This window comes from Sphingopyxis sp. (genome assembly GCF_051861155.1).
GTDB lineage: Bacteria > Pseudomonadota > Alphaproteobacteria > Sphingomonadales > Sphingomonadaceae > Sphingopyxis.
Genome location: NZ_JBHYDE010000003.1, coordinates 249,842 through 272,663, shown reverse-complemented (window position 1 = coordinate 272,663; position 22,822 = coordinate 249,842). Strand labels below are relative to the sequence as shown.

Here is a 22,822-nt window from a genome sequence, read left to right as displayed (position 1 = left end):
CTCCACCGTCCAATTATCCTGAGCGCTTGCACGGCAGCCGAAGGGCGCTGCCACCTCCCAATGGCTCCGCCACGGGCAGGATCAATCGCTGCAATCGGTCAAAAACGGTCAACCGCGCGCCTCCTTCGCCAACGTGCTCACCGCCCCCCACGCGATCAACGCCTGCCCGCCGAAATACAGCGGCCAAACCAGCCATAGCGTCACATCCTTGCTCAGCGTCCCGCCCTCCCCAGCAAAGATGAACAGATCGCTGGCGAGGAACGCCATCGCGCCGATGCCGGTGCGATAGCGCGGGAAACGGCTGGTCCACGCGGTCGCCGCCATGATCGCCACCCCGCCGGTATAGGCGATCGCCGCGCCCATCAGCGCCGCCTCCGCCCCGCGCGTCAGCCCCCAGGCGATCAGCAGCGCCAGCGGCACCAGCAGCCACGCCAGCGCCCGTTGCGGCGCTGTCAGGCTGGCCCGCCGGTTGCGCAGATACAGGATGATCGCGATCAGATGCCCGGTCGCGAACGCCGCCGCGCCCGCCAGCATCCCGACCGCATCGAGCAGCCAGTCGCCGAGCGCGCCGAACGCCAGCACCGCGGCGATCAGCCTGCCGTCCGTGTTCCGCGCATTCATCGCTGTCCAGACCGCGAGCAGTCCGACCCCCGACGCCTTCCACGCCCAGATCGCCGGACCGTCGAGCCGCATATATACCGCCGCAAAATAGCTGATCCCGCCGACCAGCCCCGCCAGCCACAGCCAGCGCGCGCGATCCCAACCCTGCTCACTCATGCCCCGCCCCTTTGCATCTTGCCCTTAACGCGCCTACTGCGCGGCGAATTGGTCGCAAGTCAACGGATAGGGTAAATGGCGCAATACGACGTGCACATCATCGGCGGCGGCCTCGCCGGATCCGAAGCCGCCTGGCAACTCGCCGAAGCGGGGTATCGTGTCCGCCTGTCGGAAATGCGGGGAGGCGGTGACATGACCCCGGCGCATCAGGGCGACGCGCTCGCCGAGATGGTGTGCTCCAACAGCTTCCGCAGCGATGATGGCGACAGCAACGCCGTCGGCCTGCTCCACCGCGAGATGCGGACGCTGGGCTCGATCATCATGCGCGAGGCCGATGCGACCAAGGTGCCTGCGGGATCGGCGCTCGCCGTCGATCGCGACCTGTTTGCGGGCGGCGTCACCCGCGCGCTCGAAAGCCATCCCAATATCACCATCGTCCGCGAACGCATCGACACCCTGCCGAGCGAAGGCCTCACCATCGTCGCCACCGGCCCGCTCACCGCCCCCGGCCTCGCCGACAGCATCGGCGCCGCGACGGGCAAGGATGCGCTCGCCTTTTTCGACGCGATCGCCCCGATCGTCTATCGCGACAGCATCGACATGGACGTCGCCTGGATGGCCAGCCGCTGGGACAAGGTCGGGCCGATCGGCGACGGCAAGGATTATATCAACTGCCCGATGGACAAGGACCAGTATCACGCTTTCGTCCAGGGGCTGGTCGATGGCGACAAGACCGAGTTCAAGGAATGGGAGACCAACACCCCCTATTTCGAAGGCTGCATGCCGATCGAGGTGATGGCCGAGCGCGGCCCTGAAACCTTGCGCTTCGGCCCGATGAAAGGCGTCGGCCTCGACAATCCGCGCACCGGGCGGTGGCCTTACGCGGTCGTCCAGCTGCGCCAGGACAATGCGCTCGGTACGTTGTGGAACATGGTCGGCTTCCAGACCAAGCTGAAACATGCGGCGCAGGTCGAGCTGTTCCGCACCATCCCCGGCCTCGAAAAGGCCGAGTTTGCGCGGCTGGGCGGGCTTCATCGCAACAGCTTCATCCGCTCGCCCGAACTGCTCGACGGTGAGCTCCGTCTGAAATCGGCGCCGCATATCCGCTTCGCTGGCCAGATCACCGGCTGCGAAGGCTATGTGGAAAGCGCCGCGATCGGCCTGATCGCCGCGCGCTTCGCCGCCGCCGAGCTCGCTGGCCGCGACCTGCCACAGCCGCCGGGCGAAACCGCGCTCGGCGCGCTGCTCGGTCACATCACCGGCGGCGCCGACGCCGCGAGCTACCAGCCGATGAACGTCAATTTCGGCCTCTTCCCGCCGCTCGCCGAGGATGTCCGCAAGAAGGACCGCAAGCTGGGTTATACGCAGCGCGCGGGTGCGGCGCTGGCGGAGTGGGTGAAGACGGCGGAGGGCGTGGCGGCCTAACAGTTACACTTCGCCTTCACCGACCGCTTCGGCGCCGTTGTCGCGAACTCGACCCGCGTCAGGTCACCCGACCGGTCGCCATCGGCGCCTGCAAACCGCTCCCCCGTCGCCGCCGCCCATTCCTCAAAGGTCAGCAGATTATTGCCGTCCTTGTCGAGCTTGCGAAACGCAGCGGTGCGCGACGCCATCAGTTCGACGCGGCTGATCCGGTCGTTGCGGTCGCGGTCGAAACGGTTGAAGCGCCGCTCCTCGCGCGATGCTTCCTTCGCCGCGGGCAGTGCGGGCGGCGCCGGGCCGCGCGTCGGCGCATTCGCGCCCGCCACCGGGATCGCCGCGAGCGCGGGGGGCGGATCGGGCAACACCTCATCCTCGGCAATCTGCGTATAGCCCGCCCATAGGAACAGGCCGCCCGTCAGCAGCAGCGCGCTCGCCACCCCGCCGACCAGAAAACGGGAAACCGCCATCCATCCCTCCGCCTTGTTTCGATCCGACTGGCTATCACGCTCGCGCGAAGATCGGCAACAATCGCCGCCACTTTGGCGACGAATAATTATCGACAAAAACATTCAAAACAATGCCGTTCATGGCTATATCCGATCAATGCAAAATTACCTGCCGACCCTCAAACAGATGCAATATCTCGTCGCGCTGCACGAACATGGCCATTTCGGCCGCGCCGCCGACGCGTGCAACGTCACCCAGTCGACGCTGTCGGCGGGCATCCGCGAACTCGAAACCTTGCTCGGCCAGACGCTCGTCGAACGCACCCGCCGCGTCGTCCGCTTTACCGGGCTCGGCAATGCGATCGTCGAAAAGGCGCACCGCGTGCTGCGCGAGGCCGAGGAACTGGCCGACATGGCCGCCGCCGCTGCGGCGCCGCTGGTCGGCGAACTTCGGATGAGCGTCATCCCGACGATCGCCCCCTTCCTGCTTCCCGGCATGCTGCGCCTGCTGCGCCGCGAGCGCCCCGCGCTCAAGCTGTTCCTGCGCGAGGAACCGAGCGCGCAGGCATGCGAATCGCTGCACCATGGCACCGTCGATTGCGTACTGCTCGCGCTCCCCTACGGCTGCGGCGACGTCGAAAGCGAGCCCCTGTTCGACGACGCGCTGTTCGTCGCCTTCCCCGGCGACCAGTCCGACGATCTGCCCGCGATGGTCAGCGCCGATCAGATCGACCCGGCGCAGATGCTGATGCTCGAGGACGGCCATTGCCTGAAGGATCACGTCCTCGCCGCGTGCAACCGCCCCGAACTGCGCGCCGGGGCGCGGATGATGGGGACGTCGCTGCACACGCTGGTCCAGATGGTCGACAACGGCCTTGGCATCACGATGCTGCCGCAGATGGCGATCGAGGCGGGCATCCTCGACCACACCGACATCGACACCCGCCCGCTCGACTCAGACCATGACTGGCGCACGATCGCGCTGGTGTGGCGCAAGGGCAGCCCGCGGGCGGATGAGTTCAAGATGCTGGCGGATATTTTCAGGAATCATCGGGAGACATAAACCGCCCCCTTCGCCGTTCGTGTCGAGCGAAGTCGAGACACGTGAAGGAATCCGCGAACCAGGCGTCTCTCGACTTCGCTCGAGACAAGCGGAGGTTCGCTTACCCCCACCGCGCCGCGCGCGCATCGTCCCCGGCCCGCGCCTCGACCCACGCCACCCGCCCGTCGGCAAAGCTCTCACGCTTCCACAGCATCACATCGGTCTTCAGGCGGTCGATCAGAAACTCGCACGCCGCCAGCGCCTCGCTGCGATGCGGGCTGCTCGCCAGCACCAGCACGATCGTGTCGCCCGGCGCCATCGCCCCCACCCGGTGGACCAACGTCAGCGCCGCCAGTTGCCACCGGTCGGCAGCCGCATGCGCCAGCTCGCCCAGCCCCGCCGCGGTCATCTCCGGATGATGCTCAAGGAACAGTTCGACCAGCTCGCCTTCGCCGCGCACCCGGCCAATGAAACTGGCGCTCGCGCCGTGCCCGCCCGCGTCGTGCAGGTCGAGTTCGGCGCCGACGTCGATCGCCGCGGGCTGGACCGCGACGCGGATCATCCTCCCGTCACCGGCGGGAACAGCGCCACCTCGCGCGCCCCTGCAAGCGGGGCATCGGGGTTCATCATCATCACGCCGTCGATCGCGGCGCGAATGCGCTGCGGCTCGGCAAAGGCCAAAGCCCCGCGATCGTCGCGCGCCGACAGCCACGCCAGCAACGTGGTCAGGTCCGCAACGTCGGCGGGCAGCTCGACAACCTCCTCGGCCATCCCCATCCGTTCGCGCACCCAGGCAAAATAGGCGATATTCAGCGACACTAGACGCTCAATCCATATGCTTCAGGCCGACGCGCAGATAATCCCAACCGGTGATCAGCGTCAGCACCGCGGCGCCCCACAGCGTCGCCAGCCCGACCGTCTTGACCCATTCCAGCGTGGGCAGCGCCCCCGCCAGAATCAGCGCCCCGAACGAGACGAGCTGGAAGGTCGTTTTCCATTTCGCCAGCTGGGTCACCGGCATGGATACCTGCAACGTCGCCAGGAACTCGCGCAATCCCGACACGATGATCTCACGCAGCAGGATCATCAGCGCCGCGATGACATGATAGCCGGTGATGTCGCGGGTAAACACCAGCAACAGGATGACAGCGGCGATCATGATCTTGTCGGCGATCGGGTCCAGAAAAGCCCCCAGCCGCGACACGATGCCGCGCGACCGCGCGACATAGCCGTCAAAATAATCGGTGATGCCCATCAGGCAATAGAGGCCAAAGGCGAGCGCATAATCGATCGGCTTGGGCTGGTGCGATCCTTCGACGACCCCCGGCCACAGCAGGAACAGCAGGATCGGCACCGCCAGGATGCGCGACAATGTCAGAATGTTCGGAAGACTGAGCATGACCCCTGATTCCCGCCGCGATGGCGCGCTAGTCCCAAAATGGGCTTTGACCCTGCCAGCCCTAGCCGATAAGTCCCACCAGCGACAACCGAATTGCCCGCAAATCGCGTGGTGACCGAATATATCTGAAGAGATTGGACCACGCATGACCGGCTCCTTTGCGCTGTTGAAGCAACGCCGGTTCCTCCCCCTTTTCGTCACCCAGCTGCTCGGCGCGTTCAACGACAATCTGTTCAAGAACGCGATGGTCCTGTTCGTCGTGTATGGGGTGTTCAACGACGAGGCATCGGAAACCGCGTTCAGCGCGGTGGCGACCGGCCTGTTCATCCTGCCCTTCTTCCTGCTCTCGGCGCTCGCCGGACAATTGGCCGACACGCGCGACAAGGCGCGGATCATCCGCATCGTCAAATTCTGCGAAATCCTGATCATGATCGTCGGGGCTGCCGGGCTCGTCCTCGCGTGGCTGGGCTTTGCGGTCCATCTGATCGCCATCCCGCTGATGATGCTCGCGCTGTTCGCGATGGGCGTGCACTCGACCTTCTTCGGCCCGATCAAATATGCCATCCTGCCGCAGCACCTGAAAAGCGATGAAGTGCTGGCCGGAACGGGACTGGTCGAAGCGGGCACCTATATCGCGATCCTCGCCGGGACAATTTTGGCGGGCGTCATCGACGTCGAATGGGCCGCGCTCGCTGTTGTCCTTGTCGCCGCGGTCGGTTACTGGACCGGGCGCAAGGTACCCCCCGCACCGCCCGAACATGAAGAAACCGGCATCGACTGGCACATCATCCGCTCGTCAATCACCCTCGTCCGCGGCACGATGCACATCCCGCGCCTCTACCTCGCGATCCTGTCGATCAGCTTTTTCTGGACGATCGGCGCGGTGCTGTTCATCCAGTTCCCGCCGCTGGTGAAGAACATCCTCCACGCCGACAAAAGCGTCGCCAGCCTGTTCCTCGCCATCTTCTCGATCGGTATCGCCATCGGCTCGGTCGCGGTGAACCGCCTGCTCAAGGGACAGGTGTCGGCGCGCTACAGCCCCGCCAGCGTCATCGTGATGGGCGGCTTCGTCCTCGCCTTTTACTGGGTGTGCCGCAATTGGGCGCATGATCCGTCGGGCGTGATGTACGGTATCGACGGGTTCCTGAACCACGCCGACGTCATCCCCCTGCTCGCCAGCCTGCTCGGCATCGCGATCAGCGGCGGCATGTTCGTCGTGCCGCTCTACGCCTTCCTGACCACCACCGTCCCCAAGGACCAGACCGCGCGCACCGTCGCGGCGAACAACATCGTCAATTCGGGCGCGATGGTCGCGGGCTCGCTGCTCGCCATCGGCCTGGGCTTCGCCGGCATCGGCGTCGTCGATCAGCTGCTGATGAGCGCGGTGATGTGCCTGATCAGCGCCTGGCTGGCGGTGAAGCTGCACCGGGCCTGTGACTGAGGCGGCACTTCGTCGGCGATCGATTGACGGGGGTCATCCGATGCCGGGCGCGGTTAATCACAACGTCAGACCCCGCGATTAAGCATCGCGTTGCTTGACCGGTCGCGCGGGAACGCCGACCACGGTTACTGCTGCCGCGACGTCGGCGGCGACGACGGCACCTGCGCCAATGACGGCATTTTGGCCCACGCGAACCCCCGGCAGAATTGAGGCGTTTAAACCTACAAAGACGTCAGGCTCGACCCGGACGCATCCACCCAGGCAGGCGCCTGGGCTGATGTTGCAGAAATCACCGACCGTACAATTGTGATCGACGCTTGCGGCATGGTTGATGATCGCGCCCCGACCCACAACGGAAAGCGGCCCCAGTATCGCGCCTGCAAGAACGGCCGATCCTAAACCAACCCTGGCACTTGGAGAGACTATCGCCGCAGGATGCTGGACGCTTTGAAGGGACGCCCCCTGTGACTCGAGCGCCTCAACCGTGCGGCGGCGCAATTTGTTGGAGCCACATGCAACAATGAAGCGACTGCCCAGAGCTATTTTCGACGCGGCAATCTGATCTAATCGGCCTAGCCAAGGGCAATCGAATATGGGAACGGGATCGGCGGCGTCGATGGTCGCAAAGCCCGCAACGATCACGCCCGACAGGATCGCTGCCTCATACACGACGGCGGCATGCTGCCCGCTCGCGCCCGCAACGATTACAAGTGACATTGCTGCTCTCCGATCGACACGACTATGTCGGTTATCGGGCGGCCCGCAAGGCCTCCTGAGCGCCAGACGGCGAACCGAACCGCGATGTCAAATCAGAAACATCATTGTCGCGGTAAAAAACATCGCGAAGCTCTGCAAAAACAGCCGCAGATCGCTGCCCGCAAAGATCGTCACCGGCTCACGGTGCGCCGCCAGCGCCTGGCGCAATTCGCCCTGCCAATCGGCGGGCGCGCTCAGCCGCGCGATCGTCAACTGACGGGCGCCATGTGCCTGAATCCGGCGGCGAATGTCGATGTGATCCGAGTCCATGCCCGGCACGCTAAGACGGTCTTAACGATTTGGTAAGGTTAAAAGATCGTTAACAAATCCAGCGTGTCAAAGCGGCACAGCGGCTAGCCCTTCACCATCGGCCGGACCCGCACCGGCCGCGGATCGCGCGCGCCGACCTGAAACGGCTTGCAGCGCTGCGGCCGCATCCGCGGCCCCAGGCACAGCCGCACCTCTTTCAGCCACCCCTGCCGGTCGGTCGTCACCGCGATCATCGGCGCCGTCACGCCGCGATTGGCCGCGGCAAAGGCGCGGCGGATGCTGCCTGCGGTTTGCGGCCGCGCCGCCAGCACCGCCATGTCGGGAAAGCGCACCGCGCGGAACAGCAGCGCCGCCGAGCGGAAATAGGCGGCGGGATGCGGACTCATGCACGTGCCATGCTTGGCCCATTCATGCTGGAGCAACTGCGGCGACGGCGTCATGCACAGATGCTGGCGCAGCACCGGTTGCGGCACGATCTTCGCCGGGCGGCACCATTGCGGGTAATCGCGGCTGTCGGTTTCGGGCCACAACCCGTGCAGCACCCAGCCGAAACGGTCATTCTCGCCCGCACATTGCAACCGGTCGCGCGCGTCGCGCGGATCGCGGACATTGGCGCAATGCTGCGGCGACCAGCTCATGCTGAGCAGATAGCCGGTGATTGGGGGCTTGCGTACCGGCTCGCTGCGCCGCGGCTGTTCGAGCCGCGGCACCGGGATGCGGTCGGGGATATTGCAGGCGAGCGCCTGGGCTTGGGCCGCGGTGGGTGCGAGCATCAAGCTGAGCGCGGCGACGCTAGACCAGCGCAAAATCGAGCCCGACGTCGACAGCAGGCGCCGACTGCGTCAACCGCCCGACCGACACATAGGTCACCCCGGTCGCGCCGATCGCGCCGATCGTGTCGAGCCGCACCCCGCCCGACGCTTCGGTCGGCACCTTGCCGCCGACGATGGCGACGCAGGTCCGCAGCTCATCGAGCGTCATATTGTCGAGCAACAGGTGCGTCGCCCCCGCCGCCAGCGCGGGTTCGACCTGCGCCACCCGATCGACCTCGACGATGATCCGCTCGATCCCCGCTGCGACGGCGCGACGCACCGCTTCCTCGACCGACCCGGCGACCGCGACATGATTATCCTTGATCATCGCCGCGTCCCACAATCCCATGCGGTGATTGGTCGCGCCGCCCATCCGCGTCGCATATTTCTCCAGCACCCGCAGGCCGGGGATCGTCTTGCGTGTATCGAGCAGCGTCGCGCCGGTTCCGGCCAGCGCGTCGACATATTGGCGTGTCATCGTCGCGATGCCCGACAGATGTTGCACCGTGTTCAACGCCGATCGTTCGGCGGTCAGCATCGCGCGCGCATTGCCCGACAGGCGCATCAAATCGCTGCCCGCGGCCACTTCGGCGCCCTCGGCGACTAGGATTTCGATTTCCATGGCAGGTTCGAGCGCGCGAAAGAAAGCTTCGGCGATCGGCAGCCCCGCGACAATGATCGCATCGCGGCTGTCCATCACCCCGCCAAAGCGCGCGTCGGCAGGAATCGTCGCCATCGACGTAATGTCGCCCCCCGCCCCCAGATCCTCGGCCAAGGTGGCACGAACAAAGGCATCGAGGTCGAAATCGGGCAGCGCGAATTGGGTCATAGCCCTGCGATAATGGGCGCCCTGCGCAAATCAACTTGACGTTTACGTAAACTAACGCTGACATGCACGCCACGTGGCACTTTAGCCCACATCGGAGAGGCCCAATGCAATCCCCCATCTGCGCGATGCTCGACATCGAATTCCCCCTCCTCGCCTTCTCGCACTGCCGCGACGTCGTCCTCGCGGTGTCGAAAGCGGGCGGCATGGGCGTCTTCGGCGCCGCATCGCTGCCGCCCGAACGGCTTGAAGAGGAACTGGCGTGGATCGATGCGCATATCGGCGGGCGCCCCTATGGCGTCGACCTGATCGTCCCTAACAGTTTCGCCGGCAAGGGCGAGGCGCGCACCGAAACGCCGCCGATCCCCGCCGAACATAAAGCGTTCGTCGCCGACTTGCTCGGCAAACATGGGGTCGATGACGGCAATCTCACACTCCCCGCCGTCGGCGGCGGCCTCGGCGAAAATATGACCGACGACGGCGCCGCCAGGCTGCTCGAAGTCGCCTTCCGCCACCCGATCAAGCTCATCGCCAACGCACTCGGCGTCCCGCCGCCGCTGATGCTCGAACTCGGCAAGCGCCATGATGTGCCGGTCGCCGCGCTGGTCGGTACCCGCGATCACGCATTGGCGCAGGTCCGCGCCGGGGTGGACATCCTCGTCGTCGCGGGCGGCGAAGCGGGCGGTCACTGCGGCGAGGTTGCGACCATGGTGCTGGTGCCCGAGGTTGCGGCGGCGGTCGATGCGGTCGGTGCGACCACGCCAATCCTTGCCGCGGGCGGGATCGTCACCGGGCGCCAGATGGCGGCGGCGATGGCGATGGGCGCGCATGGCGCCTGGACCGGATCGGTGTGGCTGACCACTGCCGAGGCCGAGACCAACCCGGTGGTGAAGGAAAAGATGCTGCTCGCCAGTTCGCGCGACACGGTGCGATCGAAAAGCCGCACCGGTAAGCCTTCACGCCAGCTGCGCTCGCCATGGACCGACGCGTGGGAGGCCGAGGGTGCGCCGAAACCGCTGCCCATGCCGCTGCAATCGCTGGTCAGCGAACCCGCGCTGCGCCAGGTCGATAAGCTGGCTGAAGGCGGCCACGAAGGTGCCAAGGCGCTCGCGACCTATTGGGTCGGTCAGGGCGTCGGGCTGATGAACGAAGCGATGGGCGCCGGACAGGTCGTGCAGGAGTTCAAGGCCGACTGGATCGCCGCCTGCGAGCGGCTGAACGGTTTCGTCGGCGAATAGGCAAAAAATCCCCGCCGAAGCGGGGATTTTCAGATCAGCCAACCGTCGCTTTGACGATCTTGCCCGGCTCGCGCGGCGGCTCGCCCTTGGGCAGCGCGTCGACATTTTCCATGCCTTCGATCACTTCGCCCCAGGCGGTGTATTGATTGTCGAGGAAACGCGCGTCGTCGAAGCAGATGAAGAACTGGCTGTTCGCGCTGTTCGGGTTCTGCGCCCGCGCCATCGAGCACACGCCGCGGACGTGCGGCTGGCTGTTGAATTCCTGCGGCAGATCGGGAAGCGGGCTACCGCCCATGCCGGTGCCGGTCGGATCGCCGCCCTGCGCCATAAAGCCCGGGATCACGCGGTGGAACACGACGCCGTCGTAAAAGCCTTCGCTGGCGAGCTGGGTGATCCGTTCGACGTGCAGCGGCGCCAGATCGGGGCGCAGGCGGATGACGACATCGCCGGTCGACAGCGAAAGGGTGAGGGTCTGGTCGGTCATGATCGGCTCCTGTGAAAAATATTGGCGGTGCCATAGCGAGACGCGCCGCCAAAGCCACGCATTAATTGCCCCAGCCTCCTCCCCCGGCGTTGCCATATGATGGCGCTCGGACTAGGGGGAGGGCACGGCCCGTCGGCGAACCGCCGACTTTGACAGGGAGGACCGCGCGATGGACAACCGCGAAGATTCCCGGTCTGCCGAGGATGTCGCCATCACCGACGATCGCGACCGCGATCCCGTCGCGCGCGAAACCGAAACCGAACTCGACGAAGACGATCGGCTAAGGCCGGAATTCGTCCGCGACGTCATCGAACTCGCCGAGGCGGGCGAAGGCGAAGCGGCGCGCGAGCGCATCGGCCGCCTGCACCCTGCCGACATCGCCGACCTGTTCGAACTGGCGCGCAGCGACGAGCGACCGATGCTCGCCGCCGTCCTCGGCAATATGCTGTCCGCCGACGTGCTGGCGGAAATGAACGATTATGTGCGCGAGGAACTGATCGACCTGCTCGCGCCCGAACAGGTCGCCGAACTCGCGTCCGAACTCGATACCGACGATGCCGTCGCGATCATCGAGGATATGGAGGCCGACGAGCAGCAGGCGGTGCTCGACGCGATGGAGCCCGAGGATCGCGCGGCGATCGAGGACGCGCTGTCTTTTCCCGAGGAATCCGCCGGGCGTCTGATGCAGCGCGACCTGGTCGCGGTCGCCGAACATGTCACCGTCGGCGACGTCATCGACCGGCTGCGCGAAGATGCCGATCTGACCAGCGACTTCTGGGAAATCTTCATTGTCGATCCGATGCACCGCCCGGTCGGCACCTGCCAATTGAGCTGGATCCTGCGCACCCCGCGCGACATCGCGATCAGCGACGTGATGAAGCGCGAACAGACCTTGATCCCGGTCGACATGGACCAGGAAGAGGTCGCGCTGCGCTTCCAGAAATACGCGCTGATCTCGGCCGCGGTGGTCGACAAAGCGGGACGGCTGGTCGGGATGATCACCGTCGATGACGTCGTCCATATCATTCAGGAAGAAGCGGGCGAAGACATATTGCGCCTGTCGGGTGCCGGTGACGGTGACATCAACGAACCGATCCGCGAAACATACAGCGCGCGGGTTCGCTGGCTGGTCGCCAACCTTGGCACCGCGCTGCTCGCATCGTCGATCGTCGGATTTTTCGGCGGCGCGATCGAACAGATGGTCGCGCTCGCCGCGCTGATGCCGATCGTCGCCGGGGTCGGCGGCAACGCCGGGACGCAGACGCTGGCGGTGACCGTCCGTGCGCTGGCGATGAACCAGCTCACCGATTCGAACAGCTGGCGCGCGATCTGGCGCGAGATGAAGATCGCGCTGCTCAACGGCGGAACGATTGCGCTGATCGCGGGCTGCGCCACCGCCTTGTGGTTCGCCAATCCACAGCTGGGCGCGGTGATCGCCGCAGCGATGGTGGTGAACATTTTCGTGGCAGGCGTCGCCGGGGTCGCGATCCCGCTGCTGCTCGACCGGCTCGATCAGGATCCCGCGGTCGCGAGTTCGATTTTTGTCACCATGACCACCGATTCCATGGGCTTTCTGGCCTTCCTCGGCCTCGCGGTGCTCAGCGGCCTGACCACGCTGGGGTAATCAAGGCACTGGAATCAAAAGTCGATTTTAGCACACGCGAATAATCGAAAAATAATTTCAGCCCTGTCATTTTTTTCGGGAACTTATCCGACATTTGGCTCGTTTCCCATTCGAGCAGCGATCATCGCCCCCCCGCAGCGCTGCTCAGCAACATTGGCCCGGCCCGCATTCCCTCCCCCCCCTCGAAGCGCGCCGGGCCATTTTGCACCCCATTCAGAGAGGTTTGAAAAAATGACGAGTTTCCGCGCTATCATTCTCGCCGTTTTGGCAAGCGTTGTCGTCACCGGCTGCAACACCGTGAAGGGTGCAGGCCGCGACATCGAATCGGTTGGTCAGGCTGGCAGCGACGCCATCGACTGATCGGGATTACCCGCTTACCCGCAACAAGCTACTGGGCCTCTTCGAGAGGCTCGACAGGCGCCTCTCCGGCGCCTGTTTTGCGTCGGCGCTGGGTAAACCAGATCGCGAACAGCGACAGCTCGTACAGCAGGATCAACGGGATCGCGAGCAAGAACTGGCTGAGAATATCGGGCGGCGTCGCGACCGCGGCGATCGCGAACGCGGCAACGATCATGTACCGCCGCGCCGACACCAGCTGTTCGCGCGTCACCAGCCCCGACCGTTCGATCAGCATCAGAAAGATCGGCAGCAGGAACGCGATCCCGAACGCCATGATGAACTGCATGATGAAGCTGAGATAATTGGCGACCGAAGGCAGCGCTTCCTGCTGGATCCCGCCCATATCGCCCTGATAACCGAGCAGGAATTTCAGCGCGACCGGAATGGTCACGAAATAGGCCAGCGACGCGCCCGCCGTGAACAGCACCGGGGTCGCCAGGATGAAGGGCAGTAGCGCGCGCTTTTCCTTGCGGTACAGGCCGGGTGCGACAAATTTCCACAGCTGGTTCGCAATCACCGGAAAGGCGATCATCATCGACGCGAACAGCGCGACCTTGATCTGGACGAAAAAGGCCTCGAACAGCTGGGTATAGATGATCTTGCCCTGCCCCGCGGCGACCAGCGGCTGGACCAGCACGCTGAAAATCGGTTCGGCGAAATAGAGACACACGCCAAAGGCAAGCCCGATCGCGACCAGCGACTTGAGCAGCCGCGAGCGCAGTTCGATCAGATGGTCGAGCAGCGGCATCTTGCCGCCCGCGCCATCCTCTTCACTCGCGGCGATCGGGGTTTCAGCGGTCATGGCAGCGGTCCGTCGCGCGGCGGCACCGCATGGGTTTCGGGCGGCGTTGCTGCCGCGGCCTGATCGGCGTCGGACTCACTCGGTTCGGCAGGCGGGACGGGTGAAGATGCCGGCGAGGGCGAGGGCGCGGGTGCGTTGACGTCGTCGATGCGCGGAAATTCGCGCATGATCGCATCATTCTGCGCGCGCCACTGCTTTTCGAGTTCCTCCAGTTCGGCCTCGCGCATCATCGTGTCGAGCCCGGACCGGAAATGGCGCGCCATGCCGCGCGCCTTGCCCATCCATTTGCCGACGAAGCGCATCGCCTTCGGCAAATCCTTGGGGCCGATGACCACGAGGGCCACCACGATGACGAGCAGCAGCTCGGTGGGCGCGACATCGAACATGACCTAGAACTTCCCCCGCGCGCCGAACAGGATCAGAGCTTGTCGTGCTCGCCCGTCGGCGTCGAAATCGGGGCGCCGTCGGGCGCGCGCTGACCCTCGATATGCTTCGGCGCGGCGGGCGGCACATCGTCCTCGGCCATGCCCTTCTTGAAGCTTTTGATTCCCTTGGCGACATCGCCCATCATGTCGGAAAACCGGCCCTTGCCGAACAGCAACAGGACGAGGATGCCGACGATCAGCCAATGCCAGATGCTGAAGCTACCCATCTAAATTCTCCTTGAGAGGCCCATCTAGGCCTCTTCGCCATCTTTTACTAGGTCCAGCTCGCCCATCGCCTCGTCAAAAGCGAGATCGACGGGGTCGAGCAGACCTGCCGCGCGCAGATCGTCAATGCCCGGCAAATCCTTGCGGCTGCTAAGGCCGAAATGCTGCAAAAATGCGTCGGTCGTCTTGTAAATCAGCGGCCGTCCCGGCACCTCGCGGCGGCCCGCGGGGGCGATCCATTCGGCCTCCATCAGCACGTCGAGCGTTCCCTTCGACGTCTGGACCCCGCGGATCGCCTCGATCTCGGCGCGGCTCACCGGTTCGTGATAGGCGACGATCGCCAGCACTTCGGCGGCGGCGCGCGACAGCTTGCGTGGATCGTCGCGCTCGCGGCGAAGCAGATGCGCCAGGTCGGCGGGGGTCTGGAAATGCCAATGACCGCCGCGTTCGACCAGTTCGATGCCGCTGCCCGCATGGCGCGCGGCGATCGCCTGAATGAAGGCGCGCACGTCACCGATGCTCCAGTCGCCGCCGAGCCGCGCGACGATCTGCCGCGGGTCGAGTGGTTCGTCGCTGGCAAACAGCATCGCTTCGATGGCGCGTTCGCGGTCGTCGATCGGGTTCATGTGGCGGCTTGTCCCATCGCAGCGGCTTTCAGATAGAGCGGTTCGAACGCGCCCGCCTGTTTCAGGTCGACGCGCCCCTGCCGCGCGAGTTCGAGCGCAGCGACAAAGCTCGACGCAATCGCCGAGCGGCGCAGCGGACCTTCATAGTCGGGCGGCAGGAAATCGGCGAGTTCGGCCCAGTCGAGCTTGACCCCGATCATTCGCTGCAAATGATGGAGGGCGGCGTCGAGCGTGATCACGGGACGCCGCGACACCATATGGACGACGGGTTCGCTGCGCAGCTTGACCTGGCCATAAGCCGCCAGCAGGTCGTAAAGGCTGGCGTCCCAGCGGCGCAGCTTGACGTCGCGCAGCCCCTCGGGCTTCGTGCGCAAGAACACGTCGCGGCCAATACGGTCGCGCGCGAGCAGCCGCGCCGCGGCTTCGCGCATCGCCGCCAGCCGCTGCAACCTCAGTTGCAGGCGGAGCGCGAGCTCGTCGGGCGAGGGATCCTCCAGCGGATCCTTGGGCAGCAGCAGCGCCGATTTGAGGTAGGCGAGCCATGCCGCCATCACCAGATAATCGGCGGCAACCTCAAGCTTCAGCTCGCGCGCCTCGGCGATGAAGGCCAGATATTGTTCGACCAAACCGAGGATCGAAATCTGTTTGAGATCGACTTTCTGACAGCGCGCCAGGGTGAGCAGCAGGTCGAGCGGCCCTTCCCAGCTTTCGAGCGAAATTTGCAGCGCATCTTCGCGCTCTTGCGCCGCGGGTGCGAGTTCGAAATCGAGCGCCAGTTCGTCCATCGCTTGGCTTATGCAACCGCAAGCAGCGCGTCGCGCTGGTCGACCAGCGTGGCAAACGCGCGCTCGTCACCAGCCCCCGCTATGCGATCCATCGCGCCCTCGAGTCGCGCGCGCGACACGGTGCTGATCGGGTCGAGCGCGTTGGCAATGCCGACCATGTCGTCCATCTTGCCCCAGCAATTGAGCGCGATATCGCACCCCGCGGCCACCGCATCGGCAGCCCGCGACGGCACATCGCCCGACAACGCCTTCATGTCGAGATCGTCGGACATCAGCAGCCCGTGAAAACCGATGCGCTGGCGGATCACGCTGTCGATGATGATCGGCGACAAGGTCGCAGGCCTGTCGGGATCCCACGCTTCGAAAATGACATGGCACGTCATCGCCATCGCCGCGTCGCGCAGCGCGGCAAAGGGCGCGAGATCGGTTTGCAAATCGCGGTCGGGTGCGGTCACCACCGGCAGCGCCTCGTGCGTGTCGAGCAGCGCGCGGCCGTGGCCGGGGATATGTTTGACGATGCCGACAACGCCGCCGTCCTGCAAGCCGCTCAGGATCGCGCGGCCGAGCGCGGCGACGCGCATCGGTTCGCTGCCCAGCGCGCGGTCGCCGATGACGTCGCTGGCGCCCGGCTGGCGCACGTCGAGCAGCGGCAGGCAATCGACGTTGATCCCGACCTCGGCCAGCATCGCGGCGAGCGCCATCGCGTTGAGCCGCGCCGCCTCGATCGCACTCGCGGGGGCGCGGTCATACAGCGCGTCGAAGGTCGCGCCGCTCGGGAACAGGGGCCATTCGGGCGACCTCATCCGGGCGACACGGCCGCCCTCCTGATCGATCAGGATCGGCACATTGCTCCGCCCGTCGAGCGCGCGCAACTCATCGGTCAACCGCCGCAGCTGCTCGCGATTCTCGATATTGCGCCCGAACAAGATATAGCCCGCAGGATCGCTGTCGCGAAAGAAAGCGCGCTCGTCATCGGTGAGGGTCAGTCCCGACAGGCCGAAAATGGCGGGTATCATCGTATCACAAACTCCATCGGCCGCCGCCCCCTCATGCGGCTACCACGCCGTGCAACATGCCATAGCGGCGCGATTGTACCAACGGAGTCTGCGGCCAGACGGGCCGAATCAGCGAACGATGACGCAATTTTCACCCGCAACGCGCAATTTGCCGCACAAATTCGTAGCGTTAGCCGCCGTTCCCGCCGCCACGCGCAGGCGATAGACGGTGCCATCGCCGACCTTCGCCGGCGACACCGACTTGTTGAGGTCGGCGAGATAGGCAAAGCGCTTCGACAGATTGGTCCACGCCTTGGCCGCCGCCGCATCGCTGCTGAACGCGCCAAGCTGGATCATCGCCGACCCGGTCGCCGCAGGTGCTGCCTTGGGCGCCGCGTCGGGCGTCTTTGCCGCGGTTGCGGCGGGCTTCGACGGTGCCTTTGCGGCAGCGGGGGCCGGTGCAGGCTTGGCCTTGGCTTTTGCCGCCGCGGCCTTGTCTGCCGCCAGCTTGGCGGTCGCCGCTTCGCGCTCCTGCGGGGTCACCGCGGGTTCTTCGGGCATCCGCGTCGGATCGACCTTGCCAGCAGGCTCGGCACCTTCGCTCGCCGAGAAGCTGGCATCGCCCTCGCCTTCAAAGCTCTTGGCGCCGTCATTCTTCGGCGCGACCTTGTAGTTACCGTCCTGCGCCGCGATCAGTTCGCCCTTGCCGCGCGCGCCGCCGTTCTGGACCCACCACAGGCCGCCCAGCACGGCGCCGATCAGCAGCAGCCCGCCGAGCACCATCACCAGCAGGCGCGCGGGCGAAACCTCGCCATCCTCTTCGATGCCGTCGGCGGCCTCGAGCCACGGCAGCCGGTCCTCATTGTCGAGCCCCAGCCCCACTTCGCCCTGGTCGGCGTTCTTGTCCTCGGCCATCAGTTCATCTCCTCGAGCGCCTCTACCCCCATCAGGTGCAGCCCGTTGCGGATAACCTGCCCGATTCCGTCGGCCAAATAAAGGCGCGACGCGGTCATTTCGGGGTCATTTGCCAAAATGACACGCGCATCGGGGCGATCGTTACCAAGGTTCCACCACGCATGAAATGCGGCGGCGACGTCACCCAGATAGAAAGCGATACGATGCGGTTCGCGCGCCGCCGCCGCGGCTTCGACGATGCGCGGGAATTGCGCGAGCAGCTTGACGAGGCCGAGTTCATAATCGTCCAAGCGCGCGGCGTTCGGCGCCGCCGGCGCCACGCCCGCCTCAACCAGCTTGCGCTTGAGCGATGCGATCCGGGCATGGGCATATTGGACGTAAAACACCGGATTGTCGCGCGACGCCTCGACCACCTTGGCAAAGTCGAAATCCATCTGCGCGTCGGCCTTGCGGGTCAGCATGGTGAAGCGCACCGCGTCCTTGCCGACCTCGTCGACAATGTCGGCCAGCGTGACGAAATTGCCCGCGCGCTTCGACATTTTGAACGGTTCGCCATTTTTGAGCAGACGCACCATCTGGACCAGTTTGACGTCGAATTTCTTCTTGCCGTCGGTCAGCGCCGCGACCGCCGCCTTGATCCGCTTGACCGTGCCGGCATGGTCGGCGCCCCAGATGTCGATCAACTCGTCGGCCTGCTCGGCCTTTTGGAAATGATAGGCAAGGTCGGCGCCGAAATAGGTCCAGCTGCCGTCCGACTTCTTGATCGGACGGTCCTGATCGTCGCCGAATTTGGTCGAGCGGAACAGCGGCAGTTCGACCGGCTCCCAATCCTCGGGGGTTTCGCCCTTCGGTGCTTCGAGCACGCCGTCATAGACTAGATCGTGGTCGCGCAGCCATTGCTCGGCGTCAGCGGGTTTGCCCGCCGCCTGCAACTCGGCTTCGGATGAAAACAGGTCGTGATGGATGCCAAGCTTGGCGAGGTCGGCACGGATCATGTCCATCATCGCACTGACCGCTTCGGCACGGAACAGTCCGAGCCACGCGCTTTCGGGCGCACCGACGAAGCGGTCGCCATATTCGGCCGCCAGCTTGCCCGCGACGGGGATCAGATAATCGCCCGGATACAGCCCCTCGGGGATCGCGCCGATGGCCTCGCCCAGCGCCTCGCGGTAGCGCAGATGGACCGAGCGGGCTAGGACGTCGACCTGGCCGCCCGCATCGTTGACATAATATTCGCGCGTGACGTCATGTCCGGCAAATTCGAGCAGCGCGGCCAGTGCATCGCCGACGACCGCACCGCGGCAATGACCGACGTGCATCGGGCCGGTCGGGTTCGCCGACACATATTCGACATTGACGCGCCGCCGCTGGCCGATCGCCGAGCGGCCATAATCGTCGGCCTCGGCATGGATCAGCGCCAGTTCGTCGCGCCAACTGCCGTCGACAAGACGCAGGTTGATGAACCCCGGTCCCGCAACGCTGGCCTCGGTCACTTCATCGACCGCGCCGAGTTCGTTCACGAGCAGATCGGCAAGCGCGCGCGGATTCATCCCGGCAGGCTTGGCGAGCACCATCGCGGCATTCGTCGCGACGTCGCCATGCGCCGGATCGCGCGGCGGTTCGACGCTGATCGCGGCGCGGTCGAGCCCTGCAGGCAGCGCATCGCGCGCGGCGAGCGCATCGAGCGCGGTGCCGATATGGACGGAAAAGCGGCTGAACAGGGTCACGGGGCAGGCCTATCTTCGATCGGAAAAAGTCTTGCGCGCGCCCTATCGCAGCTTGGCGCACGCGAAAAGCCCTGCGTCGCCGGATCGGCGCGCAGGGCGAAATGATGCGAACGGCGCCGCAGCGCCGCCGCGGTCCTATCGTCGGACGTTATATTCGAGCTGTTCCTGCGTCAGCTGGAAACCGATCAGCAGTTCAAAGCTGGCGCGCTGCACCGCGGCGCGCACTTCGGGCTGGCTCAGCGGATCGATCGCGGCGTCCTGATCGCCCGCCTTGCGTCGCCGTGTAATGCGCTCCTGAATGTCGGCGGGCAGCGTCGCGGCGGCGCGGTCGACATAGGCCGATGCCTGCGCCCGGCCGGTGCCGCGCGTCTGCCCCTCGGGGAACGACACGACGACATTGCCCAGCCGTTTGGCCACCACGGCGGTGCCGCCCTGCAGCACGGTGCCATAATAGGGCAGCGTCACCGACCGCGCCGGACCGGCATCGCGGCGCGTCGCGACGACGTCGAAGGTAGCGAGCTGATAGACTTTTTCGCTGGCGTCGTTGCACTGCGGTGTCACGTTGGTGATCGCGGCGACGATGTCGATGGCACGCGCATCGCGGCTCGTCGCGGGATCGAACAAGGTGATGTCGCCGGTGTGCAGCGGCACCGCAACCGCGGGGCAGGCGCTGCGCGTCGCGGTGATGCCGACGCCCCCCGCGACATCGATTTCATTATCCTTCGCGCAGCCCGCCGCCGTCGCCATGGCTGCCGTGCCGCACAGCACGGTCAGAAACTTACGGGACGGAAGCGAAATGGACATCATGATAATCGGGCTTTCCAAACAGGCGTGCCAATGCGGCTTTTCGTGCATCGGGACGGTTGATCCCGCTTCATGCGCGCCGCTTCTTATCGGTGCGATGAACGCGGCGCAACACGGACGAACTTCTTTACCCGGCGCCGCATGCTGCGCTAGAGCGCCCCCATCATGAACGCTCCCCATCCGACAGCGCACCCCAATGGCGGCGAAACGGCAGAACTCAAGGTTTTGATCGCAGCACCGCGCGGCTTTTGCGCCGGCGTCGACCGCGCGATCCGTATCGTCGAACTCGCGCTCGAACGCTTCGGCGCGCCGGTCTATGTGCGGCACGAAATTGTCCACAACCGCTATGTCGTCGATACGTTGAAGGCCAAGGGGGCGATTTTTGTCGAATCGCTCGATCAGGTTCCCGACGGCGTCCCCGTCGTGTTCAGCGCCCATGGCGTGCCCAAGGCGGTCCCGGCAAAGGCCGAGATGCGCGGGCTGGACTATATCGATGCCACCTGCCCCCTGGTGTCGAAAGTCCACCGCCAGGCCGAACGCGCGCATGAAGCGGGGCGCCATATCGTCTTTGTCGGCCATGCCGGTCATCCCGAGGTCATCGGCACCCTCGGCCAATTGCCCGAAGGCGCGATGACGCTGGTCGAATCGGTTGACGATGTGACGGCGCTGGCGCCGCCCGATCCCGACATGCTGGCGTTCCTGACCCAGACCACCCTGTCGGTCGACGACACGCGCGACATCATCACCGCGCTCCAGCACCGTTTCCCTTCGATCTCCGGGCCGCGCGGCGAGGATATTTGTTATGCGACGTCGAACCGGCAGGACGCGGTCAAGGCGATCGCCGGCGATTGCGACCGCATGATCGTCATCGGCGCGCCGAACAGTTCGAACAGCCTGCGGCTGGTCGAGGTCGCGCAGCGCATGGGAACCCCCGCCCATCTGGTGCAGCGCGGCAGCGACGTCGATCCCGACTGGCTGGCGGACATCGCGACGCTGGGCATCACCGCGGGCGCCAGCGCCCCCGAAACGCTCGTCCGCGAAGTCATCGACGCGGTCGCGGCACACCGGCCGATCGTCGAGGATGTCGTGGTGACCGCCGAGGAGAATATGGTGTTCAAGCTGCCGCGTGGGCTTGAACCGGCGGCCGCCTGATGGCGGTCTACACCCATGTTGACCCCGATGACCTGGCCGCGCTCGTCGCGCGCTATGACATCGGTACCGTACAATCGTGCAAAGGCATTGCCGAGGGCGTCGAGAACAGCAATTTCCTGCTCGAAACCACCGGCGGGCGCTTTATCCTGACGCTCTACGAAAAACGGGTGAGCGAAGGCGACTTGCCGTTTTTCGTCGATCTGCTGGCCCATCTGACGACGAGCGGCTGCCCCGTCCCGGCGATGATCCGCGACCGGGACGGCGTCGCGGTCCAGCGCATTTCGGGCCGCGCCGCCTGTATCATCCAGTTCCTGCCCGGCATCTCGCTGACCCACCCCACCTCTGCGCAGTGCGAGGCGGCGGGCGCCGCGCTCGGCGCGATGCACCGCGCGCTTGAGGGATATTCCGGCGCGCGCGACAACAGCATGGGGCATCGTCAGTGGCGGGGCATCGCCGCGGCGACGGGCGATCTCGACGCGGTGCGCCCCGGGTTGCAGGCGATCGTCGATGCCGAGCTGGCCCATCTCGACGCGCATTGGCCGACCGGCCTGCCCGCGCATGTCATCCACGCCGACCTGTTCCCCGACAATGTCCTGATGCTTGGCGACCAGGTCACCGGCCTGATCGACTTCTATTTCGCCGCCAGCGATTTCCGCGCCTACGACCTGGCAATCACCCATGCCGCATGGGCCTTTTCCGCCGACGGCAGCAGCTGCGACGCGGCGCTGGCGCGGGCGCTGATGCGCGGATACGCCCGCGAGATCGCGCTGAGCGAGGCCGAGCTTGCCGCGCTGCCGCTGCTCGCGCGCGGTGCCTCGCTGCGTTTCCTGCTGACGCGCGCCCACGACTGGGTCCACACGCCCGCCGACGCGCTGGTCACGCGCAAGGATCCCTCGCCCTTCCTCGCCCGCCTGCTGCGTTATCGCGCCGCCGACGCCGCCGGACTGTTCGCCGCCGGATGACCGACGCCCAGGCCAGGACCGTGATTGTCGCCACCGACGGCGCGTGCAAGGGCAACCCCGGCCCGGGCGGCTGGGGCGCGGTGCTGCGCTGGGGCGATGTGGTGAAGACATTGTCGGGCGGCGAGCCCGACACGACGAACAATCGCATGGAATTGATGGCGGCGATCGAGGCGCTGGCGGCGCTCAAGCGGCGCTGCAACGTCGAACTGTCGACCGACAGCGTCTATGTGCGCGACGGGATCACCAAATGGATCTTTGGCTGGCAAAAGAACGGCTGGAAGACCGCGGCCAAAAAACCCGTCGCCAATGCCGATCTGTGGCAGCGGCTGATCATCGAGGCGAAACGCCACGACATTGAATGGCTATGGGTCAAGGGGCACGCCGGTCATGGCGACAATGAAATCGCCGACCAGCTGGCGAGCGACGCGGCGCTGGCGGTTGCGCGGCGAAAATAGCGCGGGCGCGCAG

General features: G+C 65.6%; 28 protein-coding genes. 9 read left to right on the top strand and 19 right to left on the bottom strand.

All coding sequences use genetic code 11. The features are described 5' to 3' along the window. Positions 1–108: 108 nt before the first annotated feature. The gene (locus ACTIFP_RS07345) at positions 109–777 is read right to left on the bottom strand and encodes a lysoplasmalogenase family protein (protein ID WP_439568060.1); all 669 of its coding nucleotides are present in this window, start codon (positions 775–777) and stop codon (positions 109–111) included. A 75-nt stretch (positions 778–852) separates the two neighbouring features. On the opposite strand from ACTIFP_RS07345, the gene trmFO reads away from it, so the two are divergent. Further along, positions 853–2,202, top strand: coding sequence for a methylenetetrahydrofolate--tRNA-(uracil(54)-C(5))-methyltransferase (FADH(2)-oxidizing) TrmFO (gene trmFO / locus ACTIFP_RS07340; RefSeq protein WP_439568059.1), 1,350 nt, complete (start codon positions 853–855; stop codon positions 2,200–2,202). On the opposite strand, the gene ACTIFP_RS07335 is transcribed toward trmFO, so the two are convergent. Next, positions 2,199–2,666, bottom strand: coding sequence for an EF-hand domain-containing protein (locus tag ACTIFP_RS07335; protein ID WP_439568058.1), 468 nt, complete (start codon positions 2,664–2,666; stop codon positions 2,199–2,201). The genes trmFO and ACTIFP_RS07335 overlap by 4 nt on opposite strands. A 136-nt stretch (positions 2,667–2,802) precedes the next feature. Here ACTIFP_RS07335 and ACTIFP_RS07330 point away from each other — a divergent pair, with 136 nt between their 5' ends. Next, complete coding sequence (locus ACTIFP_RS07330) at positions 2,803–3,708, top strand: hydrogen peroxide-inducible genes activator (protein WP_439568057.1); 906 nt, start codon at positions 2,803–2,805, stop codon at positions 3,706–3,708. A 100-nt stretch (positions 3,709–3,808) separates the two neighbouring features. Here ACTIFP_RS07330 and ACTIFP_RS07325 read toward each other — a convergent pair whose 3' ends face one another. The 3 genes from ACTIFP_RS07325 to pgsA are packed head-to-tail and all read right to left on the bottom strand — an operon-like array spanning position 3,809 to position 5,086. Continuing rightward, the gene (locus ACTIFP_RS07325) at positions 3,809–4,249 is read right to left on the bottom strand and encodes a molybdenum cofactor biosynthesis protein MoaE (protein ID WP_439568056.1); all 441 of its coding nucleotides are present in this window, start codon (positions 4,247–4,249) and stop codon (positions 3,809–3,811) included. After that, positions 4,246–4,506: a MoaD/ThiS family protein gene (locus tag ACTIFP_RS07320; protein WP_439568055.1), complete on the bottom strand. Its 261-nt coding sequence runs from the start codon at positions 4,504–4,506 to the stop codon at positions 4,246–4,248. Before ACTIFP_RS07320 ends, ACTIFP_RS07325 begins: the two co-directional genes overlap by 4 nt. A 7-nt stretch (positions 4,507–4,513) precedes the next feature. Then, a complete protein-coding gene (gene pgsA, locus ACTIFP_RS07315; RefSeq protein ID WP_439568054.1) occupies positions 4,514–5,086 on the bottom strand; it encodes a CDP-diacylglycerol--glycerol-3-phosphate 3-phosphatidyltransferase in 573 nt (190 codons plus the stop codon). Positions 5,087–5,231: 145 nt separating this feature from the next. On the opposite strand from pgsA, the gene ACTIFP_RS07310 reads away from it, so the two are divergent. Next, positions 5,232–6,527 carry an MFS transporter gene (locus tag ACTIFP_RS07310; RefSeq protein WP_439568053.1) on the top strand — a complete coding sequence of 432 codons (1,296 nt, stop codon included), beginning with the start codon at positions 5,232–5,234 and terminating at the stop codon, positions 6,525–6,527. 78 nt (positions 6,528–6,605) lie between these two features. Here the strand turns inward: ACTIFP_RS07310 and ACTIFP_RS07305 are convergent, their stop codons facing one another. The 4 genes from ACTIFP_RS07305 to nadC all read right to left on the bottom strand — a co-directional run bounded on the left by ACTIFP_RS07305 (position 6,606) and on the right by nadC (position 9,194). After that, positions 6,606–7,244, bottom strand: coding sequence for a NeuD/PglB/VioB family sugar acetyltransferase (locus tag ACTIFP_RS07305; protein WP_439568052.1), 639 nt, complete (start codon positions 7,242–7,244; stop codon positions 6,606–6,608). An 87-nt stretch (positions 7,245–7,331) separates the two neighbouring features. Further along, positions 7,332–7,553, bottom strand: a complete 222-nt coding sequence (locus tag ACTIFP_RS07300; RefSeq protein ID WP_439568051.1) for a hypothetical protein — start codon at positions 7,551–7,553, stop codon at positions 7,332–7,334. 83 nt (positions 7,554–7,636) lie between these two features. After that, the gene (locus tag ACTIFP_RS07295; protein ID WP_439568050.1) at positions 7,637–8,326 is read right to left on the bottom strand and encodes a ribonuclease T2 family protein; all 690 of its coding nucleotides are present in this window, start codon (positions 8,324–8,326) and stop codon (positions 7,637–7,639) included. A gap of 19 nt (positions 8,327–8,345) precedes the next feature. Beyond that, the gene (gene nadC / locus ACTIFP_RS07290; protein ID WP_439568049.1) at positions 8,346–9,194 is read right to left on the bottom strand and encodes a carboxylating nicotinate-nucleotide diphosphorylase; all 849 of its coding nucleotides are present in this window, start codon (positions 9,192–9,194) and stop codon (positions 8,346–8,348) included. 104 nt (positions 9,195–9,298) lie between these two features. Between nadC and ACTIFP_RS07285 the strand changes: the two genes are divergently transcribed. Beyond that, entirely contained in the window at positions 9,299–10,429 is a 1,131-nt protein-coding gene (locus ACTIFP_RS07285) for an NAD(P)H-dependent flavin oxidoreductase (protein WP_439568048.1), read from the top strand. A gap of 34 nt (positions 10,430–10,463) precedes the next feature. On the opposite strand, the gene ACTIFP_RS07280 is transcribed toward ACTIFP_RS07285, so the two are convergent. Further along, entirely contained in the window at positions 10,464–10,913 is a 450-nt protein-coding gene (locus ACTIFP_RS07280) for a peptidylprolyl isomerase (RefSeq protein ID WP_439568047.1), read from the bottom strand. A gap of 169 nt (positions 10,914–11,082) precedes the next feature. Here ACTIFP_RS07280 and mgtE point away from each other — a divergent pair, with 169 nt between their 5' ends. Beyond that, positions 11,083–12,537, top strand: coding sequence for a magnesium transporter (gene mgtE, locus ACTIFP_RS07275; protein ID WP_439568046.1), 1,455 nt, complete (start codon positions 11,083–11,085; stop codon positions 12,535–12,537). A gap of 231 nt (positions 12,538–12,768) precedes the next feature. Further along, positions 12,769–12,897 (top strand): entericidin A/B family lipoprotein, encoded by a 129-nt coding sequence (locus tag ACTIFP_RS07270; RefSeq protein ID WP_293647339.1) that lies wholly within the window; start codon positions 12,769–12,771, stop codon positions 12,895–12,897. Between the two features lie 28 nt (positions 12,898–12,925). Here ACTIFP_RS07270 and tatC read toward each other — a convergent pair whose 3' ends face one another. The 9 genes from tatC to ACTIFP_RS07225 all read right to left on the bottom strand — a co-directional run bounded on the left by tatC (position 12,926) and on the right by ACTIFP_RS07225 (position 20,243). After that, positions 12,926–13,738, bottom strand: a complete 813-nt coding sequence (gene tatC, locus ACTIFP_RS07265; RefSeq protein ID WP_439568045.1) for a twin-arginine translocase subunit TatC — start codon at positions 13,736–13,738, stop codon at positions 12,926–12,928. Next, positions 13,735–14,124: a Sec-independent protein translocase protein TatB gene (tatB, locus tag ACTIFP_RS07260; RefSeq protein ID WP_439568044.1), complete on the bottom strand. Its 390-nt coding sequence runs from the start codon at positions 14,122–14,124 to the stop codon at positions 13,735–13,737. Before tatB ends, tatC begins: the two co-directional genes overlap by 4 nt. A gap of 32 nt (positions 14,125–14,156) precedes the next feature. Continuing rightward, a complete protein-coding gene (locus tag ACTIFP_RS07255; RefSeq protein WP_439568043.1) occupies positions 14,157–14,390 on the bottom strand; it encodes a twin-arginine translocase TatA/TatE family subunit in 234 nt (77 codons plus the stop codon). 24 nt (positions 14,391–14,414) lie between these two features. Continuing rightward, a complete protein-coding gene (scpB, locus tag ACTIFP_RS07250; RefSeq protein ID WP_439568042.1) occupies positions 14,415–15,014 on the bottom strand; it encodes an SMC-Scp complex subunit ScpB in 600 nt (199 codons plus the stop codon). Then, positions 15,011–15,799, bottom strand: a complete 789-nt coding sequence (locus ACTIFP_RS07245; RefSeq protein ID WP_439568041.1) for a segregation and condensation protein A — start codon at positions 15,797–15,799, stop codon at positions 15,011–15,013. The genes scpB and ACTIFP_RS07245 overlap by 4 nt, the downstream gene beginning before the upstream one ends. 8 nt (positions 15,800–15,807) lie before the next feature. Beyond that, the gene (gene nagZ / locus ACTIFP_RS07240; protein WP_439568040.1) at positions 15,808–16,815 is read right to left on the bottom strand and encodes a beta-N-acetylhexosaminidase; all 1,008 of its coding nucleotides are present in this window, start codon (positions 16,813–16,815) and stop codon (positions 15,808–15,810) included. 108 nt (positions 16,816–16,923) lie between these two features. After that, positions 16,924–17,709: an SPOR domain-containing protein gene (locus ACTIFP_RS07235; protein ID WP_439568039.1), complete on the bottom strand. Its 786-nt coding sequence runs from the start codon at positions 17,707–17,709 to the stop codon at positions 16,924–16,926. After that, complete coding sequence (gene argS / locus ACTIFP_RS07230; RefSeq protein ID WP_439568038.1) at positions 17,709–19,436, bottom strand: arginine--tRNA ligase; 1,728 nt, start codon at positions 19,434–19,436, stop codon at positions 17,709–17,711. Before argS ends, ACTIFP_RS07235 begins: the two co-directional genes overlap by 1 nt. A gap of 135 nt (positions 19,437–19,571) precedes the next feature. Beyond that, positions 19,572–20,243, bottom strand: a complete 672-nt coding sequence (locus ACTIFP_RS07225) for a hypothetical protein (RefSeq protein ID WP_439568037.1) — start codon at positions 20,241–20,243, stop codon at positions 19,572–19,574. A gap of 162 nt (positions 20,244–20,405) precedes the next feature. On the opposite strand from ACTIFP_RS07225, the gene ispH reads away from it, so the two are divergent. Genes ispH through rnhA form a run of 3 tightly spaced genes read left to right on the top strand, consistent with a single transcriptional unit; the run spans position 20,406 to position 22,809 of the window. Beyond that, the gene (ispH, locus tag ACTIFP_RS07220) at positions 20,406–21,392 is read left to right on the top strand and encodes a 4-hydroxy-3-methylbut-2-enyl diphosphate reductase (protein WP_439568036.1); all 987 of its coding nucleotides are present in this window, start codon (positions 20,406–20,408) and stop codon (positions 21,390–21,392) included. After that, entirely contained in the window at positions 21,392–22,354 is a 963-nt protein-coding gene (gene thrB / locus ACTIFP_RS07215; RefSeq protein ID WP_439568035.1) for a homoserine kinase, read from the top strand. The genes ispH and thrB overlap by 1 nt, the downstream gene beginning before the upstream one ends. Continuing rightward, positions 22,351–22,809 carry a ribonuclease HI gene (rnhA, locus tag ACTIFP_RS07210; RefSeq protein ID WP_439568034.1) on the top strand — a complete coding sequence of 153 codons (459 nt, stop codon included), beginning with the start codon at positions 22,351–22,353 and terminating at the stop codon, positions 22,807–22,809. The genes thrB and rnhA overlap by 4 nt, the downstream gene beginning before the upstream one ends. The last annotated feature ends 13 nt before the right edge of the window (positions 22,810–22,822 follow it).